Consider the following 19,274-nt stretch of genomic DNA (forward strand, 5'->3'; position numbering starts at 1 on the left):
TCGGGAAGTAAAGTGCTTTGACCTCGGTGTTCACCCTGGATAAACCGTTTCATAGGCGACCCTTGCGATGAGATTCTCAGAAATCATAGCAAGGGTTTATCCGGGCGTTTTTACACACTCTGGGCCAAAAGCGGACGTTTGCAAGAAGGGTCGTGAGATGGAAAGGGAGCCATGTTTCAAGGGAAGAGTGAAAAGTCTCTGGTCATTTTGATACTGAATTCACCTGTTCGTCGGGCGGTCATGGGCAAATCTTCCTGATACTTAATGCCCCTGTTATGTTATGTAATAACATAATTTACCCTGCGGGTTATCCATGCGCTGCCTCTTTCTCACCTTCTCCACAATTGCATGCCTCGCCACAACCTCTGCACTAGCAGAGGTACGTATCGTAGCCAGCATCAAGCCCTTACAACTCATTGCAGCAGCGGTACAGGATGGCGTTGGCACGCCTGAGGTACTACTCCCGCCAGGCGCATCTCCCCATCATTTCACCCTGCGGCCTTCCGACATCCGCAAGGTGCGGGAGGCCGATTTGTTCTATTGGATTGGCCCTGATCTCGAGACGTTTATGCCAAAGGTTCTGGAAGGGCGAAATGCACCCAGCTTGGCGGTACAGCACATCGAAGGTCTTCACCTGCGTCGCTTTGGCGACGAACATCGGCACGACGACCACGCAGACGAGCATGCAAATGAGTCACAGGCTGATGGGGATGCGGAGGGCGCGCATGATGAGCTCCACCGACCTGGAACTCTGGATGCCCACCTCTGGCTGGCACCTGACAACGCACGACTGATTGCCAAGCGCATGGCAGACGATTTATCGGCTTCTGACCCAAGCAATGCACGTCGATATGACGCCAACCTCGCTGCATTCAACGAGCGTCTTTCGAATCAGGATGGTCAGTTGAAAGCCCGGCTCAAGCCGCTCGCAGGCAAGCCGTTCTTTGTCTTTCATGAGGCGTTCGATTATTTCGAAGAAGCCTACGCTCTGAAGCACGCGGGAGTGTTTGCAGTCAGCGCTGATGTGCCCCCCGGCGCCAGGAAGGTGGCCAATATGCGTAACCGCTTGGTTTCTGCTGGCCCCAGTTGCGTGTTTAGTGAACCGCCAGTACAGCCTCGTCTGGCCCAAACCTTGAGTGAAGGTTTACCGGTGCGAATGGCGGTGCTGGATGCGCTTGGCTATGACATCGAAGTGAGTGCAGTTGGGTATGAGCGCTTACTGTCATCGCTTGGCAGTGATCTCGCTGAGTGCCTTGAGCAGCTATGACAACCAGGTGAGCATGGGTAGCCGTGGCAACGAAGCATGATCGTCCTGCTCTGTCGATAACCTTTCACATCCCGTTCATACCCTGGTGCGGTATCAGCACTAGGGTATGGAGCTTCCTTCATCATTGCCTTTGGCTTGGGCATGAAGCGAAACACATTCCTCCTCCCTTCGTTGACCATATCCCCCCGGGGGGGGATAGGATTTGGCCAGCGCTCTCTTCTGGGCGCCGGCCATGGCGAAGATGAGTAACTCTGCACCTCTGGTCATCCGAAGGGCTATTTCGTCTACCCGGAACATATGCAGCGCCGCTGAACATCAGTTCTGCCCTGCGGTGACTTGGTATTGGAGGTTCACATGCTTTCCGTTTTGGCCAATCGCACTTACCGGCATTTGTTCTTTGCCCAGGTAATCGCGTTAGTCGGTACAGGCCTGGCGACTGTCGCTCTCGGATTGTTGGCCTTCGATCTTGCCGGGGCGCAGGCCGGTGCCGTATTGGGTACCGCGCTGGCCATCAAGATGCTCGCATACATTGGCGTGGCTCCCGTTGCGGCAGCCTTTGCCGAGCGCCTGCCAAGAAAGGGCATGTTGATCACCCTGGATCTGATTCGAGCATCTGTGGCAGTCGTGCTGCCGTTCGTCACGGAGATCTGGCAGGTCTACGTGCTCATCTTCGTTCTGCAGTCTGCGTCCGCGGCCTTTACGCCAACGTTCCAGGCGACCATTCCAGACATCCTTCCTGACGAACGAGAGTACACGCGGGCGCTCTCTCTTTCGCGGCTGGCCTATGACCTGGAGAGTGTCATCAGCCCCATGGCGGCGGCGCTGCTACTCACCGTGGTCAGCTTCCACAGCCTGTTCGGCGGAACCGTCGTAGGCTTCCTGATTTCGGCAGCAATGGTTGCAAGCGTTGCCTTGCCGGCTGTGCTTGCCGGGCCCAAGAGGAGTATCTACGAGCGCACCACCAGGGGGATGCGGATATTTCTGGCGACACCGCGCCTGCGCGGGCTTCTGGCACTCAATCTGGCTATTGCTGCAGCCAGCGCCATGGTCATCGTCAATACCGTGGTACTCGTGCAATCCCGATTTGGCTTGCCGCAAAGTTCGACAGCCACAGCCCTGATGGCCTTTGGGGCTGGCTCCATGCTGGTGGCCCTGATTCTGCCGCGCTTGCTGGATCGGCTTGATGATCGCAAGGTCATGCTGGCCGGCGGCGGTATTCTGGTTGCAGGCCTCTTCCTGGGGATACTCCTGCCCAGTTACCCGAGCCTCTTGGCGCTATGGCTGCTGCTCGGCGCAGGCTACTCACTGGCTCAGACCCCATCCGGTCGGGTGTTGAGGCGCTCATCGAGTACTCAGGATCGGCCGGCGCTGTTTGCTGCACAGTTCGCCCTGTCCCACGCCTGCTGGTTGATCACTTATCCGCTGGCCGGGTGGGTCGGGGCGAATTGGGGAATGACCGCATCCTTCGTTGGACTGAGCCTGCTGGCTCTGGCCGCTCTCCTTGTCAGCCTGCGAATCTGGCAGCCAGAGCATGACCGTGATGTGGTTGAACATCGCCATGAGGATCTGCCGGAAAGCCATCCCCATGTTGCCAGTGGCAAAACCCATGCTCATACCTTCGTCATCGACGATGAGCACCAACGCTGGCCAAAGGACTGAGGACGGTGTGATCGGGGCTCACTGAATCGACCTGCGTCGCTCTGCCGGCAAGATAGCGAGGAAGTTCGACAGAGCGACCTGGTGTGCCACCTGGTGTGGGAGTGCATTCAGGAAGGGGGCGAAGCTGAACATGTACTTTTTCAGGCTGCCAAAAGTACCCACGACATCGGAGCCCAGCATGAAGCGAGTCGGGTAGCGGCTAACCAGCTGTATCCAGGCTGGATCTGGGTCACCTTGCTCATCCAGCAGATAAGGGGTCAGCACCGTCCAGGACAGATCGATGTAGAGGTTCGGGTACCGGGCAAGCAACTGCGCCAGGGCTGGAAGAAGGAAGTCCATCTTGCCCTGTGTGCGATGGATTTCCATGCTCGTTCCTGCATGGGCCCAGATGAAGCGCACGTCCGGGTTGTCGCGTAATGCCGCTTCAAACTCTTCCAGGTAGAGCGGATAGCGTTCTCGCTTGGAGGTGATGTTGGAGTGCATCAGAACCGGCAGGTCGAATTCGGCAGCGACCCGATAGACTCTCGCAAGCGCCTTGCTGTTTGCCCGCGGTGCCTTGCCGTAGACCAAGGCTGTCAGGTAGTCGTGACGGGTAAAGACCTCTCCGATTCCTTGCCATAGGCCAGGATCGAGCTCCAATAAACGTCGCACTTGAACATCGGCATTCATGTCGTTCGGATTGAATCCGGAGATGAATGGGTGAAAGCGCCTTCGCTCATCCTCGGGCAACTGTTTGTACGCGTGGGCAATCAATGTGTCGGTCGCGCTGTACCAGTAGGCTCTGGCATCGTCACCTGCGTAGTAGCGGGGTCGAGTGGGCTCGTTTTCATCCCACTCCTTGGCGACCGAGATACCAGTAAGCATGGCGTGATCAATCCTGGCAGCCGTCATTTCCTTGAGCAGTGACGCTGTCCCTGCCGTGCTCTGGAAGAAGTCGACGTAATGCAGGTGCGTGTCGCTATAGCGGAAGTTGTCGGCTTGAGCATTGATCGCCAGAAGGCCGGCAATCAGGCTCGGAAGAATGGTTTTTACAGGCATAGGTTTCCCCTTGGAGATGGCGTTTATGCTCAATCTCCAGCGGCGGGTCGAGTGGCTAATAAGTGAAAGTCGGTTTCTGCAGGTGCAGATTTACGCAGGCATGACTTTCCCGTATCGCCCGCACCGGGGCAGCGGGAAGGATTCAGGGGTATGACAGCGCCCCTTTCCCGATAATGGGAAAGGGGCGCCTCGCTTCAGATCACACGCTTGATGCTGATGTAGTCGCCCTGCGTACGCAGGGTGACAGTGACTGGCTTGTTGGTGCGGTTACGCCAGAACCAACCATGCTTGCCGTCGAATGCCGCTTCCAGAACGCCAGAATCCTCTGGGGTAGCACGGCCTTTGCCATAGCCGTGGTAGAAGTCGCGCGGAGCGTTGTAGGGGTCACCGTGGGTGTCGTAGTTCACGACGCTGCCGTTGGCAGTCCACAGATAGTTCACCTTGGCACCTTCCTTCATTTCCAGCTTCACTTCAGCGCCTTGGCTCGGTTCCAGCGTGATGCTCATTTCATGTTGCTGGCCTGCCACCTGTGGTTCCGGCGCAGCCGGCTGAGTTTGCGCCGGGGCTTGAACCTGGGGAGCTACTGCGGGGGCGGGGGCTGGCATCGGAGCAGGAGCTGCAACTGGTGGAGTCGGTGCAGCAGCCACCGCTGGGGCCGACGGCGTAGCGATCGCCTGGGCAGCCGCCTCGTCAGCAGCCGCTTCTTCAGCGAGTTGCAGTTTGATCTCACCCATCTGGGTCAGCCCAAGGGCACCGCCTACACCGGTGGGATCGATTGCGTACTCCGATGGCATCACAACAGTCACGAGCAGCACGCCAGCAGCGATCAGGGCGATCACGGTGGAGCGCAGCAGTTGGGCCGAGGATGGGAGTTCGTTGAGCGTCGGGAGTTTGGTATTGAACATGCTGAGAATTCCTTACTGGGAGACGATAAGACCGGTGAGCTGGTAGCCCATTAGCAGGAAGCCTGCGCTCATCATGGCGACGTTGGCGCTGTATGCGTGGCGCCAGAAACTGGCGGTACGTCGCCAGTAGCCCATCAGGATGAGGATGCCTCCGAGGGCCAGGAGCTGGCCTATTTCGACACCGACGTTGAAAGCAATCAGATTGGTTATCAGGCCGTCCGGGGATATCTCGAACTCCTGGATCTTGGTCGCAAGACCGAAGCCATGTAGGAGGCCAAAGATCAGCGTGGCAGCGCGTGTGTCGGGCTGGTAACCGAACCAGCGCTGGAAGGCTCCGAGGTTGTCGAGAGCCTTGTAGACCACGGAGAAACCGATGATGGCGTCAATCACATAGGAACTGATGCTGATGTCGCTCAATACCCCAAACAGCAACGTGACCGAATGGCCCGCCGCAAAGAGAGTGACGTACAGCCCGACGTCCTTCATGCGGTAGAGGAAGAAGATCACCCCGAACAGAAACAGCAGGTGGTCATAGCCGGTAATCATGTGTTTAGCGCCCATGTAGATGAAGGGCATCAACAGGACACCGGTGCTCTCCTGGATGAAGCCTTTGTCACCTTCGGGGACACCATGTGCGAGCGCTTCTGGAACCGACACCAGCAACAAAATGATGGCGAGCAGAGGCAAGTAGAGCGGTCGGCGCAGGCGTGCGAAGAATGCGCCTGCACCGCTCAGCGGGAACGAATGCATGAGATGTATTCCTGGAACTAATGATCTGGAGCCGCAAAGCGGCTGGTTTCAGAGCACGAACCTGGAGCGGGGTGGGCGTTCGATGAGAAACACCGGGCCGGTAGGGCGGACGGAAATCTGTGGCACGTCGAGAATGCGACGATCTGGCAAGGAAGCCAGGTCGAGCAGCGCATTCAGATGAGGCGTTTCATGCACATGGTCTGCGGTAAAAGGCGCATGAAAATGGTCGGAGCATGCCTGGCAGGCGATTATCTCCGGCTCGTCGTGGGAGTGAGGATGCCCGTCGCTTATCACCGTCTGCTGGTTGGCAGGCATCAACAAAGCCGAGGCATGCCCTACCCATCCCATGAACATGGTCAGGAGCAGTGCAAATACCACACGGGTTGTGACGGTCCTACTTAGCATTCCGAGCTACCAGAGCGCGACAAGGCGAAACGGTTGATTTGACCGCATCCCCCCTGGGGGATAGGATGCCGCGGCCAGTATGGTTGCACGGACCTCATCGATGAGCAAGCACGAACACGGACACCAGCACCAAAGTCATAAGGACATCATCAAAAGGTTGAAGCGCGCTGAAGGACACATGCGCAGCATCGTCACCATGATCGAAGACGGTCGCGCCTGTGTGGACATCGCCCAACAGCTGTATGCGGTTGAAAAAGCGGTCTGCCAGGCCAAGCGCACTCTGATTCAGGATCACATTGATCACTGCCTGGAGCACACCGTCGGCGCCTTAAACAGCGGTGAACGCGCACCACTGGAAGAGTTCAAGCAGATAACCAAGTACCTGTAGAGCCCACCATGGCGACTCACATCTTCTCGATCATGGCAGGACTGGCTTAGTCACCTAGGGAGTCTATGTGTGGGACTTGCCGGCCTACCTCGGCCTGTTCATCGCAGCCTTCGGCGCTGCGACCCTTCTGCCTCTGCAGTCAGAGGCGGTGCTGGTTGGCCTGCTGCTGACAAGCGATTACTCCATTACTGCACTGTTGCTGGTGGCCACTGCCGGCAACGTCCTAGGCTCAGCAGTCAACTGGGTACTCGGTCGCTATATCGAGCGATACCGGAATAGACATTGGTTTCCGCTCAGTGAAGAAAAACTAGGGCGTGCGCAGCGTGCCTATCACCGATACGGGCGCTGGTCGCTACTGCTGAGTTGGGTGCCAGTTATTGGTGATCCACTGACCATGATTGCCGGGGTAATGCGCGAGCCACTCTGGAGCTTCCTGTTGATCGTCTTGGTCGCCAAAGCTACTCGCTACATGGTACTTGCAGCACTGACTCTGGGTATCGCGGGATGAGGCGTGACGCAGGCCTAGATCTCATTAAGTGGCTGGCCATGCTGACGATGGTCGTCGACCACCTACGCTACCTGTGGCCACAAGCAGAAGTATGGTTGTTTTTTATTGGCCGGCTGGCCTTTCCGCTGTTCTGCCTGGGTATTGCTGCCAACGTATCCCGTTCACGCCCAGGGCAGTTTTACACCACAGGTAATGCTCGATACCTGATATGGCTGGCGGTTTTCTCGGTTGTATCTGAGCTGCCTTATCACATGCTTTCCACCGAAAGCAGTTCGATGAACATCATGCCCACGCTCATGCTGGGCTTGTTGATAGCTTGGAGCGTCCATCATCAAGGACGTGACGGCTTGCTTATCGGTGTTGTGAGCCTAGCTGTCGCATTCATTCTGCATGACCGGCTCATGTATGGCTCTTTTGGAGTACTGCTTCCTGCCGCATTGGTTGTGGCCATACAGCGCCCGGGCCCAGCCGGGCTTCTACCTGCAGTGCTCTGTGTCTTGGCCAACAGCCGTAATCGCTGGATTGAAGGCTGGGGGCTCGAATCTGCGGGGGCCAGTATCGTTGCGGAGTTCATGGCCCCTCTGATCGGGTTATGGCTACTGCGTGCGCCCATCATGTGGCGTATCTGGCCGGTGAGGCGGTGGGGATACTTCTTCTACCCCGCCCATTTGCTCATGCTCTCCGGCCTCCGGTCAGTGGTGTAGATGTTTGCTGTTTAGGACGCGCAATCTTATTTAAATTTCAGATCTGACCGCTTTTGGCCGATTCTGTTGAAAAAGTCGGCTTCTGAGAGAGCTGCTTATCAGCAGCTCAAAAAACGCTCGATTTCGGCGTTGCTACGTAAAAACCAAGGCGGCTCTGTCTTCTGAGCGCATCAGATTCCAACGTCGCTCACGCTCTTTCATGGGTAAAAATCGCGACGGGACTTTTTCAACAGAATCGGCCGGTTTCTGCCTGTCTCATCGGCTGCTAGGGCGCCGATTTCAGCCCGCTTTGAGCTACGTGGCTAGAAGGGTAGTGATCTGATTGACACTGATTACTTGCCCGCTCCAGATCATTTCAAAATGAGCAGCCTGAATGATCGAGGTAACAGGTCGCGGGGTCATTAGCGCCCAACAGATGTTGCCGGGAGATCGAACCGAGTGGTAGCGCAGGCCTAGGTATCCCGCTCGTTTCAAGTCGCTTCCCAATCGATTTGAGTGTGCGTAGTCGTCCGGCGCATAGATTGGGTCTGAAAGCGGCAGTGCGGTGGCGTCTCTCATCCCGCTGTCGCTGAAGCTGGCGGTCAGCCCTCTGAAGACGAAACGCTCATAGTTGAGCTCCGGCACATTCGACCAGTAGTGCTCCTGGTGATGACGCACCTCGGCGATCGCGGTATCCATTCTGTCGGCCAGGTAGAGCACGCCGAAGTTGCCATTGCTGAAGCGCGAGCCGGCTGGATTGACGTGGGTGAAGGGTGCTGTCGCATACGAGCAGCCTGGGATGCCGAACGGAATCTGGTCACGCGGAATCAGCTCCAGGCGACCAATCTCGTTCTGCAGCCGTGGATTGGTTAGCGCCTGGATCTGATAAAGAGCTTCGAAGTCCTCGGCGTCGGCGACATCATCGAACAGGGCAATGGGCGGAAACTTGGAGTTGACCAAACGGTATGCTTGCAGACTTTCACCTTCCAGCACGGGAAGGTCTCCGAGCATTACCACTGGGCACCTCGTAGCGCGTCGATCCGTCGGAATGTCTCGTACAGCGAGATCATGTCGCCCTGCGCCATGATGTCGAGCGGCTTGCGGCCGTTGAAGAACTCATTGTGGTTCTCCATCGTGGGGAAGCCGTAGACGTTCTCGGGGTTGTCGAACACAACGCGCAGCGCTGCGTGGATGTTCAGCACAAGACTGATGCGCTGCATCTGATCGGAGTCCAGGCTTACCGCCCATGCCGAATCCTTCTGACTGGCTCGGGTGTAGGTGCTGCGGGAAATCCGCAGCACCCGGCAAGCCTGCTCGCAGGTGGCCTTCCACTTGTCCAGGATGTTCAGCGCTGCACGCAGGCCGGCGGCGCACTGGCTTTTCGAGAAGTCCTGAGCTTGGATGGTGGCAGCTGTCATGGAGAGCCCTCGATTTAATCTGTAGGTCGAAATATAGCATATTTGAGTCTGCAGATTAACAGTGGCTATTGCACTGGCGCTGCTTCTAGCGTCCATTGTCACTGCCCGAGTGGAAGAACTGGACGGGGTGGGGAGTGTAGGTGGTGCCTTTGCCCATAAAACGTATGCGCTGGGCATCGCTGACTGCGTTGCACTGGGCCTCCCCCAACTCTGCTCGATTGTCCCGGCACTGCAGTCGCAGTTCCTTGAGCCGGTTCGGATTCTCTGCAAGCGCTTCAGCCGACTCAAACGGCATCGGCTTGTCACATGCGCTGAGCAGCAATGCAGCCAGCAGTAATGACATCTTTTTCATCAAGCGATCTCCTTCTGTAATGAGTGATCCGGCAGCAACGCTTGGCTTTCCGCCGGACTCACCCGCCCGATAAACCGGGCCAGTTGCTCGGCCGGATCGCCTTCGCACCGTACCAAGTAGGTAGTTAGCATCGATGCACAGTCGTCTAGCGGCCTGGCTACGACGTCCGGATTGTTCAGTTCGTTGATGCGCGCCAGGCTGGAGAAGCCCAGGCCGTAACCCGCAGCCACGAGCGCCATCATCAGGTCTAATGTCGGTACTCGGTCGGCGATGGTCAGCCGCGTGTCCACGCTGCCCAGCACCCGCTGCAACTGTTGCCAAAAACCTTCGCAGACCTGCGGATCGCAGAGCACCAGCGGGTAGCGCAGCACCTCGTCGAGCGGCACTTGCCGATAGCTCAACAGCGGGTGGCGGGCAGGCACCGCCACCACCAGCGGATCGAACCAGACCGGCTCGGCCACCAGCCCATCGCCAACCTCATCGGACTGTGCAAGCCCGATGTCGAACAGGTCGTCGTTCAGGCCTTTGACCTGTTCGCTGAAGGTAACCTCCGACAGGCAGATTTCGACTTCGGGTTCCTCCTCGCGGCACTGGGCGAGCAGGGCGGCCAGGCGTGCCTGGGGTATGCCGTCAGACAGCGCGACGCGGATTCGCCCACGGTAGCCGGCCGCTGCGCTCTTGACGCTGGCTTTGGCCTGGTCGACCACGGTCAGCACCCTGCGTGCTTCTTCCAAGAGCACCTTGCCGGCCCAGGTCAGGCGCGTGCGCCGCGTGGTGCGCTCGAACAGCTGTACGCCCAGGCGGTACTCCAGTTCCTTGATGATCCGCGACAGGGGCGACTGTTCGATATGCAGACGCGCGGCGGCGCGGGCAAAGTGCAGCTCTTCTGCGACGGCGATGAAACAGCGAAGGTGGCGCAGTTCCACGGCCTTTCCTCCGTCAGTTGTAGGATTGGGTTTGCACGTCACCTTTCCAGCTTGGCTGGCGACGACGCAGGTTGATGATCTGCAGCAGGGCGCCCAGCGCGGCGACACCACCGGCACTGGCAGCCAGGGTCCAGGTGGGCATCTGCAACAGCAGCACGAAGCCGCCAGCTGCGGCGCCGATGGCGCTGCCCAGGTACAGCGCCGACTCGTTCAGGGCGATGGCCAGGTTGCCGTCGCCCTGGGCCTGGCGCGCCAGGATCAGCTCGTTGTTCTGCGGTACCTGCAGTGCCCAGCCGACCGCGCCCCACAGGGCGATGGGCAGCATCACCAACCAGGTGCTGAGGGCCGCCGCCAGCGGCAGCACGAACAGCGACACTGCAAGGATCAGCATGATGGCGAAAGTCAGCACCGGCCCCTTGATGCGATCCACCAGCGGGCCGATCAGGAAGCTGCCCAGTACGCCGCCGATACCCCAGACCCACAGGTAGGGGGTGACCGAACGCACCGCGCCATAGGCCGGGTCAGCCAGCAGTGGGGCGATGAAGGTGTACATGCCCAGGCTGGCGATGGCAGCCAGCAGCGACACCAGCAGGATGACCAGCACATGACCGTCGCCGAGGATCGCCAGCTTCTGGCCCAGCGTGGTCGCGGTGGCCGCCGGCAGTGAAGGGAGCTTCAGCAGCAGGCCGAAGAAGGCCACCAGGCCAAGCAGGGTGACCAGCCACAGGGCGGACTGCCAACCCAGCTGTTCAGCGATCAGCAAACTGAGCGGCACGCCCAGCACCACGCCGCTGGCCATGCCGCCCATGATGATGGCGATGGCCTTGCCACGGCGTTCCGGGGTGGACACCGCGGCCGAAGCGCCGATGCCCATAGCCAGGTAGACACCGGCGCCGATACCGGCGATTGCGCGCCAGACCATCAGCACGGTGAAACTCTCGGCCAGTGCACTGGCGGCGTTGGCGATGACAAACAGCCCCAGGGCCAACAGCAGGCCGGCGCGCTGGCGATGCGCCGGGGTCAGGGCGACGAAGATCGGCGAACCCAGGCCGTAGGCCAGGGTGAAGGCGGTGACCAACTGTGCGGCCACCGCGACGGAGACCGCGAACGAGGCCTCGATCATCGGGATCAACCCAGCGGTGACGTAGGAGGCCATGCCGAGGGCGAAGGCCCCCAGCGCTATGAGGTAGATGGGTGATTGGTTGGGTGTGTGCATGCTCGGACTCGCTTGCGTTGCAAGAACGCGTGGGTGGTACAGCGGAGTGATGCGGCCCCGCACCGGGGCCACATCCGGTTGGGGACTAGAGTTCGAGGCTGACGTCGTACTCGTTCAGCCAGGTGTTGAGGCCGACCGCCAGTTCCATGCCCATGCGCTCGTACATGGGCGAGACGCTGCCGAGCGGCTTGGCCAGGGTTTGCTGGATACGGCCGCTGTCGAGCAGGGGCGTGACTGGCGCATTGCGATCCGCCTGGATGGCGGCCAGGGCATCACGCAGCGCCTGCTCATAGGCCGGATCCTGGGTCGAGGGGTAGGGGCTCTTGACCCGTTCGCTGATCGACTCCGGCAGTAGGTCGCGGGTCGCCGCGCGCAGGATGCTTTTCTCCCGCCCGTCGAAGGCCTTCATCGCCCAGGGGATGTTGAAGGCGTACTCGACCAGGCGGTGGTCACAGAAGGGCACCCGCACCTCAAGGCCGACGGCCATGCTCATGCGGTCCTTGCGGTCGAGCAGGGTTTGCACGAAGCGGGTCAGGTTGACGTAGCTCATCTGCCGCATGCGCTGATCCACCGCGCTTTCGCCGGTCAGTAGCGGCGCTTCGGCGATGGCCTGGGTGTAGCTGTCGCGCAGGAAGTTGTGCATGTCGAGCTGGGCCAGCAGTCCTGGATCGAACAGGGTCTTGCCATCGAAGTACTTGCCGGTGACCGAGGTCAGCCAGGGGAAGGTGTCGGCCTGGATTGCCTCCGGATCGTGGAACCAGCGGTAGCCACCGAACACCTCGTCCGCGCTCTCGCCGGACAGCGCCACCGTCGAGTGCTTGCGCACCTCCTGGAACAGCCGGTAGAGCGATGGCCACATGTCGCCCCAGAAGGCCGGTGGCAGGTCGAGGGCGCGGACGATCTGCGCGCGCAACGCCGGATCGGCCAGCTCGCGGCTGTCGAGGACGATCTCCTGGTGGCTGGAGCGAATCTTCTCCACCAGGTCGCGCACGAAGGGTGCATCGGGCGTACCGCGTACGGCATCGCCGGTGAAGCCGCTGCCGTGGTCGACGAAGTCGACGGAGAAGGAGCGGATGTTCTCCTTGCCTACGGCCAACAGCTTCTTCGACGCCAGCGCGGTGATGATCGAAGAATCCAGGCCGCCGGAGAGCAGGCTGCACAGCGGCACGTCGGCGACGATCTGGCGATCGACGATGTCCTCCAGCAAATCGCGGGTATGACGGATGGTCTCGTCCAGTGTGTGTTCGTGCTCGCGCGCCTCGAGCTTCCAGTAGTGGCGGCGGCCCAGGCCCTGGCGGTTGATGCGCACGATCTCGCCCGGCATCACCTCGCGCATGCCGTCGAACACGGCATGGCCCGGCGTCTTCACCATCTCCAGGATTTCGCGCAGGCCATCGGCGCGCACCTTGCGCGGCACCAGCGGATTGGCCAGCAGCGCCTTGGGTTCGGAGCCGAACACCACGCCGTCTGTGGTGGGGAAGTAATAAAGCGGCTTGACGCCCATGCGGTCGCGGATCAGCAGCAGCTCTTGCGAACGCAGGTCCCAGATGGCGAAGGCATACATGCCATTGAGTCGCTCGACGAAAGCCTCGCCCCATTCGACATAGGCGCGCAGCACCACTTCGGTGTCACTGCGGGTTTTGAACTGATGACCGAGTCGCTGCAACTCGGTGCGCAGCTCGCGGAAGTTGTAGACCTCGCCGCTGTAGGTGATGGCGGCGACCTCGCGCGGGCCATCGTGCATCGCCGTCATCGGTTGGCGGCCGCCCTCCAAATCGATGATCGACAGACGCCGATGACCCAGGCCGACCGGGCCGTCGATCCACAGTCCGCCGGCATCAGGCCCGCGCAGGGCCATGGTGTCGGTCATGCGCTGCAGGGTGTCGCGTTTCGTTTCCAGGTTCTGGCTGTAGGACAGCCATCCAGCGATTCCACACATAGTCGTTCTCCTTGTGATTGGGTTACCCGAGGCTTTCCAGGTCGCTGTCCTCGGCCAGCAGCACGCGCGTCTCGCCATGGACGTAGCGCGCCGGTGCTGGGGTTTGGGCATGGGTTTCCATGTCGTTGAGCAGGCGTTGCAGCGCCACGGCGGTATCGAGGCCGGCGAAGGGTTGGCGGGGCGGCTCCTTGAGTGCTACGGCGCGCACAACCTGCCGGCACAGCCGCGATAGCTTGTGCAGGGTGTCCAGCCCTGGCTCGTCGGGAGCGGTGGCGAACTCGTGCAGCAGCTCCTCGGTGCCGTTGGCGGCGCGCGTCCAGATACGCAACTGGTCGTGATCCCAGCGCGGCGTATCGAATACCAGGCGCGCATGAATCAGCCGGGCATCGCGGTCGACGAAGCTGAAATCCACGGTGCGTTGGCGCACGATGTTGACGAAGCTGGCGTAGCCGGTGACCCGCGCCTCGCCCAGACTGGCGGTGAGTTGCAAGGTATCGAGTACCTCTGCGCCGGATATCGAGAAGTCCGAGCGCACGCCGAGCACACCGCTGAGCTGGAGCTGGCCGGCGCGCGGGCAGATCCAGCCGAGCAGATCCAGAGCATGAATCACCTCGCTGGTCACGCCGCAGGTTGGGCGGTAGTCGTTGATACGGTCCTTGCCCCAGTGGAAGCTGGCACGTACCAGTTGCCAGTCATGGCGCTCGACCCAGTCGCGCAACTGCTGGGTCGCATCCGAGTAGCGCTCCACCAGGTCCAGGGCAAAGCCACTGATCCGATCTAGCGCACCGAGCAGCTCATCCAGGTCGTCAGCAGGCGTGACCAGGGGTTTCTCGCAGAGCACGAAGCCTCGGTAGCCGGCCAGCTGCTTGAGCACAGGCGCATGGCTGTGGTCGTTGACGCTGACCACCACGATGTCCGGCTCAAACACCAGCAGCGCGCGGCCAACGTTGTCGAAGTAGGGCAGTTCGGTCGTCTTCTGCCGACGCCCGACATAGGCTAGCGACAGCGGCAGGCCGGTACTCGTGGCGATATGTTCGAAGGCGCGGCGGTAGCGGTTGCCGGCGTAGCCCAGGCCGATGATCAGAATCTTCATGCCGAGGCCTCCTGACGGATCAGCAGGCGCTCGTCGCTGACGGCGAAGCCGAGGGTCTGGTAGAGCGTGCCGGCGGCATCGGTGCTCTGCAGCGCCACGGAAGCGACGTCGCGGTTGGCGAACCAGCGCAGCAGGTGCTGCATCAGTTGCTTGGCGATGCCACGGCCCCGCCACTGCGGTTCCACCACCACCGACTGCACCCAGCCGGACAGGCCGTTAAGGCAGCCCGGTGCCGGCGCGCGTTGGTCGATGATGGCGGTTGCGCAGCCCAGCACCTGGCCGGATTCCCTGTGCTCGGCGGCGAGGATCTGCACGCAGTCGCTGTCGTTCAGGCGGCTATTCAGCCAGGTGCGGTAGGCCGCCCGCCAGCGAGCCGCGTCCTGCGGCGTCTTGCTCGAATAGCTGGCGTTGCTGCCGTCTAACAGATAGGCGCGCAGTTCCACCAAACGGGCCAGATCGGCCTGGTTCGCCGGACGTATTGTGAAGAAGGACTGTTCCATCTCAGGCCACCTCCGCAGCGAACACCTCGGACGCAAGCGGGATGCTGAAGTGATCGAAGGTCTCGCGCAGCGACACCGCCAGGTGTTCGATCTGCGCATCGCTGTGGTTCGGCGTAGCGTTGACCCGGAAGCGCTCCGTCCCTACCGGCACGGACGGATAGTTGATCGGCTGCAGGTACACACCATGGTTATGCAGCAGGCGTTCGGCCGCTGCCTTGCAGCGCTTGGCTTCACCTACCCGTACCGGTAGCACGTGGGTCTGCGAGCAGGGCATCACCGGCACGTCATGGTGCTTGAGCCGCTCGCGCAGCTTGGCGGTCTGGGCATGCAGGCGATTACGCTCGGTACTGCTGGCCTTGAGGTGCTCGACGCTGGCCAGGCAGCCTGCGGTGATGGCCGGCGGCAGAGAAGTGGTGAAGATGAAACCTGTGGCGAAGGAGCGCACCGCATCGACGATCACCTGGGTCGAGGCGATATAGCCGCCGATTACGCCGATGGCCTTGGCCATGGTGCCCTGGATGATGTCTACCTGATCGGCCACGCCCAGCTCGGCGGCGATACCGGCGCCGCGCGGGCCATACATGCCCACGGCATGCACTTCGTCGAGGTAGGTGAGGGCGTTGTAGCGCTTGGCGATCGCAACGATCTCGGCGATGGGGGCGATATCCCCATCCATCGAGTAGACCGACTCGAACACCACGATCTTCGGCTGACCCAGTGGGTAGCTGGCGAGGATCTGCGCCAGATGCTCGACGTCGTTGTGGCGGAAGATCTTGCGCTCGTTGGGCGTGGAGCGAATGCCGTTGACGATGGAGGCGTGGTTCAGTTCGTCACTGATTACTACGCAATCGGGAATACGCCGCAGCAGACACTGGAGGGTGGCGTCGTTAGAGCCAAAACCGGTGGGGAAGACCAGCGCCGCCTCCTTGTCATGCCAGTCAGCCAAGCTTTCTTCCAAGCTGGCATACACCTCGTGCGAACCGCCGATATTACGCGATCCGCCGGAGCCCGCTCCGTAGGTCTCCAACGCATCGTGCATCTGTTCGCGCACTGCAGGATGTTGCGACATCCCGAGGTAGTCGTTGCTGCACCAGACCACCACCGGTTCTTGCTCACAGCCATCCAGTTTGGCCAACGGGTACTGGCCGCAGATGCGGCTGAGGGTGGTGAAGGTGCGGTATTGGTTGGAGGACTTCAATGTCTCCAGTTGTTCCCGAAGAAGTGCTTGGTACATCCGTTTATCTCCTTAGCGAGTTGATGACACGTCTCTGTGTGGTTCCTCATCAAGCGAGAGCCCTGGCTCGGGTAATTGCGGCCAGGTCGGGCTATTCTTCTCGGGATTTATAGGGGTTACAATTTGACTGTTTATCCTAGTACTGGAGGTAACCGGATGAGCGCGCCTCGCACAGCTGAACGCACTCGGGTAGAGCTGGCCGAATTCCTGCGTAGTCGCCGCGAACGCATTTCGCCGGAGGAGGTGGGCCTGCCCGCCGGTAGTCGGCGGCGCACGCCGGGGCTGCGCCGCGAGGAGGTCGCGGCCCTGGCCGGGGTGGGTTTGTCCTGGTACACCTGGCTGGAACAAGGACGGGACATCAGCGTGTCCGCGACCTTCCTCGACAACCTCTCGCGCACGCTCAAGCTGGATGCCACCGAGCGTCGTCACCTGTTCCTGCTCGCTCACCAGCGTCTGCCGCCAGAGCCGGGCAAGACCTGGTGTACGGTGCCTGCGCTGATTCACCGACTGATGGGGGATCTGCCGTCCCGCCCGGCTTATGTGCTCAACCTGCGCTGGGATGTATTGGCCTGGAACGCTGCGGCAGATCGGGTGTTCGGTTTCTCTGCGCTGCCGGCGGATCGCCGCAACCTGTTGTGGATGCTGTTCACCAGCCCGGCCATGCGCGAGTTGTTCAACCCTTGGGATGAGCAGGCGCTGCAGATACTCTCCAGCTTCCGCCGTGACTTCGTGCGGGCGACCCAGGATTCGGATATCGCCGCGCTGGTGAAGGATCTGGAGAAGGCCTCGCCGGACTTCAGGGAATGGTGGCGGCAGCAGGACATCCACGGCCCGTGCCAGGGGATCCGCCATCTGAAGATCGATTCGGTCGGCCAGGTGGTGTTCGAACACACCACGCTGACCATCGACGAGGATCGCCACCTGCGGCTGGTCTACTACGCAGCCAAGGAAGGTATGCCGCAGAGCCGCGACTTCGAGCAGTGGCTGCAACAGGAGCCGGCGCTGGTATAAGCCCCGGCGCCTGTTGCTCAACCAATCGACGGCCCGCGCTGGCGACCCAGTTGCCAGGACACGCTGTTGCCCTGAATCACTGCTGACACGCTCCGCCCAAGCTTCTGCTCGATCACCGGCTTCCACGGCACCAGGCTGAAACCGATGCCATCATCGAGCAGGGCATAACGGCCGCTGGCTAGCTGCACGCTGCGCCGGTAGATCCCGCTGACGCGCTGGCCCTCCGCCGTCGGGCGGTACTGCATACCTGTCTGCTCCGAGATCTCGCGCGCCGCCGCGGTCAGCTCCCGCCCGCGTAGGGTGGTCAGCAGGTTGCGTGCAAGCACCACGCGTTGGCCCTGGCGTAGGGCCAGCCCCTGTTCCACCAGGAAGTCGGCACGCTGTCGCAACGCTTCGCGCACCTCCTTGCCGAAGCCCTTGTCGACCAGCTCGCGGTTGCCGCCGATCAGCTGTTGGTCCAGCCAGGTCGCGCCGACGGCGCGTACCTGCTGCTCGAGGGGCAGCGGTGTGCGCAGCTCGACGGCGACATCGCCCAGGCGGCGAGCATCATGCTGCCGGCCTTGCTCGGGCAGATCGGCCGGCACCCGCCAGACGCCCTCGTCCAGCCGCTCGACGATACCGGCTCGGCGCAGGGCTTCCAGACGCCGAACATGGCGCTCGACCAGTGCATCGGGATCCTGTTCTTCGACTGCTTGTGATCGTGCCAAGGCTAGGTGATGATCGGTGCGATACAGACCATCTGCAGCCAGCGCGGTAATCAACCGATCCACTGTGCGCGGCTCGCTCAGGCTGCGCGTTTCCACCAGGCCGCCGATGGGGTATTCGGCCAGCTCCGTACGGGCCGGCAAGGCCAGGTAGTGGGCCTTGCCGTCGAGGCCATCGACCACCAGGTAGCCGCGGTCGTTTAGCTCGTCGGCCAGCCCCTTGGCCACGATCCGACCGACCACTTCGGGACCATCCTTGCCCGGCTGGAAGACCGTCAGCTCTCGCTGCGTGCCTCCCATGGCTCGCTGCATCGTGCGCACTATATCGCCGCGCTCGCCCATGGCACGCAGGGTCGCCTCGGTGTCGTCCCGTAGGAGCCATTGTCCTGGCCGCACCTCATGAGCCAGCTCAAACTTCTGCAGCTGCTGCAGGCGACCGATCAGCAGTTGCCGACGTGGATGGTTCGCGAGCCCCTTCAGGCTGAGTACGCCGGCTTGGCGTTCGCGCAGTAGGGTGCGATCCAGACTGGTGAAACGCTCCTGCTGCACTTCACGCTGCAGGGCCTGATGGATCTCCAATTCAGTACGCGGGCCGAGCCATTCGGTGGCCAGCTCCGAGGCGCGGTTGCGCATGCCCTCGGCGATATAGTCGCGGGCGATCACCAGGTCTTTGCCGGTGTCGTCCTTGCCGCGCAGGACGATATGGGTATGCGGGTTGTCGGTGTTCCAGTGGTCGACCGCCACCCAGTCGAGGCGGGTGCCGAGGTCGGCCTCCATCCGGCTCATCAGGTGGCGGGTGTAGGTGCGCAGGTCGTCGAGTTGCTCGGCATCCTCGGGCGAGACGATGAAGCGAAACTGGTGGCGGTCGTCCCGGCCACGTTCCTCGAACGCATTGAGGTCGGCCTGGTCGGTCAATGGCCCGTAGGCCTGACCCGGATCGCCCTCGCGACTGACGCCGTCGCGCTCGATGTAGCGCAGGTGGCTGAGCGTCGAGCGCTTGCCTGCCTGACGCAGGTTCACCAGGCGCGTCTTGATGGTGACGCGGCGGGCGTTGGACGGCAGTTGCTGCGCGCTGAAGCGGGCGGCGACATGCCCACGGCCGAGGCGGGCGCCGGGCTGCTGGGCCGCCTTGCGCGGTTTGCCGGTGCCGGCCTTGTTGGCCTGGCGCAGCACTTGGTTGACGAAGGGTTGTCCGCGTTGCTGCGGCTTGCCCGGCTGCGGGCGAAAGCGCAATTCATCATCCTGACGACTCCCTTTGCTCATATCTAAGACTCCTCC

Annotated in this window: 20 protein-coding genes; 6 read left to right on the forward strand and 14 right to left on the reverse strand. The window is 61.3% G+C overall.

The annotated features are described in order from the left end of the window. Positions 1-313: 313 nt before the first annotated feature. Positions 314-1,267, forward strand: coding sequence for a zinc ABC transporter substrate-binding protein ZnuA (gene znuA / locus P3C50_RS23685; RefSeq protein ID WP_275547837.1), 954 nt, complete (start codon positions 314-316; stop codon positions 1,265-1,267). 354 nt (positions 1,268-1,621) lie between these two features. Continuing rightward, the gene (locus P3C50_RS23690) at positions 1,622-2,926 is read left to right on the forward strand and encodes an MFS transporter (RefSeq protein WP_275547838.1); all 1,305 of its coding nucleotides are present in this window, start codon (positions 1,622-1,624) and stop codon (positions 2,924-2,926) included. A gap of 18 nt (positions 2,927-2,944) precedes the next feature. Here P3C50_RS23690 and P3C50_RS23695 read toward each other — a convergent pair whose 3' ends face one another. The 4 genes from P3C50_RS23695 to P3C50_RS23710 form a co-directional block, all read right to left on the reverse strand. Then, positions 2,945-3,964 carry an amidohydrolase family protein gene (locus tag P3C50_RS23695; RefSeq protein ID WP_105446801.1) on the reverse strand — a complete coding sequence of 340 codons (1,020 nt, stop codon included), beginning with the start codon at positions 3,962-3,964 and terminating at the stop codon, positions 2,945-2,947. 194 nt (positions 3,965-4,158) lie between these two features. After that, positions 4,159-4,869: a transmembrane anchor protein gene (locus P3C50_RS23700; RefSeq protein ID WP_105446800.1), complete on the reverse strand. Its 711-nt coding sequence runs from the start codon at positions 4,867-4,869 to the stop codon at positions 4,159-4,161. 12 nt (positions 4,870-4,881) lie between these two features. Then, complete coding sequence (locus P3C50_RS23705; RefSeq protein ID WP_105446799.1) at positions 4,882-5,619, reverse strand: HupE/UreJ family protein; 738 nt, start codon at positions 5,617-5,619, stop codon at positions 4,882-4,884. 48 nt (positions 5,620-5,667) lie between these two features. Next, positions 5,668-5,997 carry a hypothetical protein gene (locus tag P3C50_RS23710; RefSeq protein WP_226033785.1) on the reverse strand — a complete coding sequence of 110 codons (330 nt, stop codon included), beginning with the start codon at positions 5,995-5,997 and terminating at the stop codon, positions 5,668-5,670. Positions 5,998-6,124: 127 nt separating this feature from the next. On the opposite strand from P3C50_RS23710, the gene P3C50_RS23715 reads away from it, so the two are divergent. From P3C50_RS23715 to P3C50_RS23725, 3 genes are all read left to right on the forward strand, one after another. Further along, positions 6,125-6,412: a metal-sensing transcriptional repressor gene (locus P3C50_RS23715; protein ID WP_105446797.1), complete on the forward strand. Its 288-nt coding sequence runs from the start codon at positions 6,125-6,127 to the stop codon at positions 6,410-6,412. A 67-nt stretch (positions 6,413-6,479) separates the two neighbouring features. Further along, positions 6,480-6,920 carry a YqaA family protein gene (locus P3C50_RS23720; protein WP_275547839.1) on the forward strand — a complete coding sequence of 147 codons (441 nt, stop codon included), beginning with the start codon at positions 6,480-6,482 and terminating at the stop codon, positions 6,918-6,920. Beyond that, entirely contained in the window at positions 6,917-7,624 is a 708-nt protein-coding gene (locus P3C50_RS23725) for a TraX family protein (RefSeq protein WP_275547840.1), read from the forward strand. The genes P3C50_RS23720 and P3C50_RS23725 overlap by 4 nt, the downstream gene beginning before the upstream one ends. A 294-nt stretch (positions 7,625-7,918) precedes the next feature. Here P3C50_RS23725 and P3C50_RS23730 read toward each other — a convergent pair whose 3' ends face one another. The 9 genes from P3C50_RS23730 to hemA all read right to left on the reverse strand — a co-directional run bounded on the left by P3C50_RS23730 (position 7,919) and on the right by hemA (position 16,281). Next, on the reverse strand, positions 7,919-8,614 hold the full coding sequence (locus tag P3C50_RS23730) for an RES family NAD+ phosphorylase (protein WP_275547841.1): 696 nt from the start codon (positions 8,612-8,614) through the stop codon (positions 7,919-7,921). Further along, positions 8,614-9,021 (reverse strand): antitoxin Xre-like helix-turn-helix domain-containing protein, encoded by a 408-nt coding sequence (locus tag P3C50_RS23735; protein WP_275547842.1) that lies wholly within the window; start codon positions 9,019-9,021, stop codon positions 8,614-8,616. Before P3C50_RS23735 ends, P3C50_RS23730 begins: the two co-directional genes overlap by 1 nt. A gap of 85 nt (positions 9,022-9,106) precedes the next feature. After that, positions 9,107-9,373, reverse strand: a complete 267-nt coding sequence (locus P3C50_RS23740) for an EexN family lipoprotein (protein WP_275547843.1) — start codon at positions 9,371-9,373, stop codon at positions 9,107-9,109. Then, positions 9,373-10,299 carry a LysR family transcriptional regulator gene (locus P3C50_RS23745; protein ID WP_275547844.1) on the reverse strand — a complete coding sequence of 309 codons (927 nt, stop codon included), beginning with the start codon at positions 10,297-10,299 and terminating at the stop codon, positions 9,373-9,375. The genes P3C50_RS23740 and P3C50_RS23745 overlap by 1 nt, the downstream gene beginning before the upstream one ends. A gap of 13 nt (positions 10,300-10,312) precedes the next feature. Further along, positions 10,313-11,515: an MFS transporter gene (locus P3C50_RS23750; RefSeq protein WP_275547845.1), complete on the reverse strand. Its 1,203-nt coding sequence runs from the start codon at positions 11,513-11,515 to the stop codon at positions 10,313-10,315. Positions 11,516-11,600: 85 nt separating this feature from the next. Continuing rightward, positions 11,601-13,454, reverse strand: a complete 1,854-nt coding sequence (gene asnB / locus P3C50_RS23755) for an asparagine synthase (glutamine-hydrolyzing) (RefSeq protein WP_273256403.1) — start codon at positions 13,452-13,454, stop codon at positions 11,601-11,603. A gap of 22 nt (positions 13,455-13,476) precedes the next feature. Further along, on the reverse strand, positions 13,477-14,547 hold the full coding sequence (locus tag P3C50_RS23760; protein WP_275547846.1) for a Gfo/Idh/MocA family oxidoreductase: 1,071 nt from the start codon (positions 14,545-14,547) through the stop codon (positions 13,477-13,479). Continuing rightward, entirely contained in the window at positions 14,544-15,047 is a 504-nt protein-coding gene (locus P3C50_RS23765) for a GNAT family N-acetyltransferase (protein WP_275547847.1), read from the reverse strand. The genes P3C50_RS23760 and P3C50_RS23765 overlap by 4 nt, the downstream gene beginning before the upstream one ends. Before the next feature lies 1 nt (position 15,048). After that, positions 15,049-16,281, reverse strand: a complete 1,233-nt coding sequence (gene hemA / locus P3C50_RS23770; RefSeq protein ID WP_275547848.1) for a 5-aminolevulinate synthase — start codon at positions 16,279-16,281, stop codon at positions 15,049-15,051. Between the two features lie 156 nt (positions 16,282-16,437). On the opposite strand from hemA, the gene P3C50_RS23775 reads away from it, so the two are divergent. Next, entirely contained in the window at positions 16,438-17,292 is an 855-nt protein-coding gene (locus tag P3C50_RS23775) for a helix-turn-helix transcriptional regulator (RefSeq protein WP_108232780.1), read from the forward strand. A 17-nt stretch (positions 17,293-17,309) separates the two neighbouring features. Here P3C50_RS23775 and P3C50_RS23780 read toward each other — a convergent pair whose 3' ends face one another. Beyond that, positions 17,310-19,259, reverse strand: a complete 1,950-nt coding sequence (locus tag P3C50_RS23780) for a relaxase/mobilization nuclease and DUF3363 domain-containing protein (RefSeq protein WP_275547849.1) — start codon at positions 19,257-19,259, stop codon at positions 17,310-17,312. Between the last annotated feature and the right edge of the window lie 15 nt (positions 19,260-19,274).

Origin of the sequence: Pseudomonas sp. Marseille-Q0931 (assembly GCF_940789645.1) — a bacterium.
GTDB lineage: Bacteria > Pseudomonadota > Gammaproteobacteria > Pseudomonadales > Pseudomonadaceae > Aquipseudomonas.